2 protein-coding genes are annotated in these 1,599 nt (G+C 50.8%); both read right to left on the reverse strand.

Features of this window, described 5'->3' with window-relative positions; all coding sequences use genetic code 11:
* On the reverse strand, window positions 1-1,116 hold a 1,116-nt coding region (locus ACTQ50_RS19545), incomplete at its 3' end, for a DDE-type integrase/transposase/recombinase (RefSeq protein ID WP_441485546.1).
* A gap of 71 nt (window positions 1,117-1,187) precedes the next feature.
* Window positions 1,188-1,599: DUF6431 domain-containing protein (locus tag ACTQ50_RS19550; protein ID WP_441485547.1), on the reverse strand; the 412-nt coding region annotated here is incomplete at its 5' end.

Raw genomic sequence — 1,599 nt, forward strand, 5'->3', positions numbered from 1 at the left:
GGTGACGGAAGAGATATCCGCGGGATCATAGACTACATCTACGTCCCGGTGGATCATGGACAAGCCAAGCTCCACTTCATACTTCTGCCCGCAGAAACTGATACATCCGCTTTTGTCCACCTTCCGCTTCTCACAGGAAAGGAACGCATCGGCTATGGCTTCTGCTGAGAGCATGCGGATTTCATGGGAATCCGCCTGATAGGCTTCGAACGGCGATCTTCCATCAAGGGCACTGTGGGGCTGGTGCAGGTAGCATTCCTCCATCCATACCTGATAGAGCCGGTTCAATTCTTCCATGGATTTCGGTTTTGCCAGCGCCGCTTCCCTCAAAAAGGAATCCGCGGTCTGGTTATACCTTTCCTGTTTGCCCTTCGCTTCCGGATTATAGGGCTTTGCGTAAAGAAGCCGGATCCCCAGTTTCCCGCAGGCACGTTTCATCCAATGGGTACGGAACTGGGCTCCATTGTCAAAAAATACAGAGTCGGGAGCCCCGAACTTCAGGAGTGCTTTGCGGAAACAGTCCTGGACGATCTTCTGGTCGAGCGTCGGATAAAACTCGGAATGCATGATGTTCCTTGTACAGTCATCCAGAAAACAGACCATATATGTCGGCTGCCCATTCACGTAGAGGCCATATTTGATATCAGACTGCCATAAATAATTCCGCCATGGTTTCTGGAATCGTCTGGCACTGGTAACCGCTGATGCATAAGTGCGCATCTGTCTGCTGGAATACCCACGGTAGGACAGCTGGTCCTGCAGTGTGCTGCGTTTCAGTGTCCCTGGTTCCACCCGTCCTTCCCATTCCAGGATACGGATGATCTCATTGATACTGCGTTTGGGCACTTCACGGCGCAGGTTAATGGCTTCTTCCAGAATATCGGCCGGAATGACAGTGTTCCCGCTCCGTCCACTGTTCTTTGGCTTGAGGCCCTCAAATCCTTTTTCCTGATAGAGATTCAGGTAACGCCGGATGGTGCGCTCTGAAAGACCAGTCTGGATGCAGAGCTGTTCTTTCATCATCTGCTTTTTATCACGGTCAAGGGCAGTATCCAGAAGCGGGCTGATCAGTTTCAGCCGGTTGGCCGCGATCTCTTCAATCCTTTGTTTTTCCATGATGATTTTCCTCCTTATGTAAGCCGGATCGGCTTTGATAAGGGGAGTTTAACATCCGGAAGCCAGACCTTCTACGCAGAACAGGTCTGTAGCCAGCGTCCTGAATTTACAAGATTCCGGACAAGGATCTTCAGCCAGCCGTCAGCCTGGCATTCAAGAGGATATAAAGGCAGTCTGACAAAAGCAGCGCAGTGCCAGAGTTCCATCAGGGCACGTACGGTGCTTTCCAGATAATCACGGAGCAGGAAAAACCAGAGCTTCCATCTGCGGATCGTGCTGTTTTCACAATAACTGTCCTGACGGGAAGACTCTTGTTCTTCCAGTGCCTGTGAAATAGTGGCGGATTCATGGCGTTTATAAGGCACAATAATGTCAGGAAGCTCATGACTGATCCGCCCACAGTCTGTACATTTCAGTCTCCGAATAATCAGATGGACGACAGAGGCATCCTGTCTTCGCAATATCCTTTTACGGCTGCCGATC

Source organism: Blautia sp. Sow4_E7 (genome assembly GCF_052116245.1).
Lineage (GTDB): Bacteria > Bacillota > Clostridia > Lachnospirales > Lachnospiraceae > Blautia_A.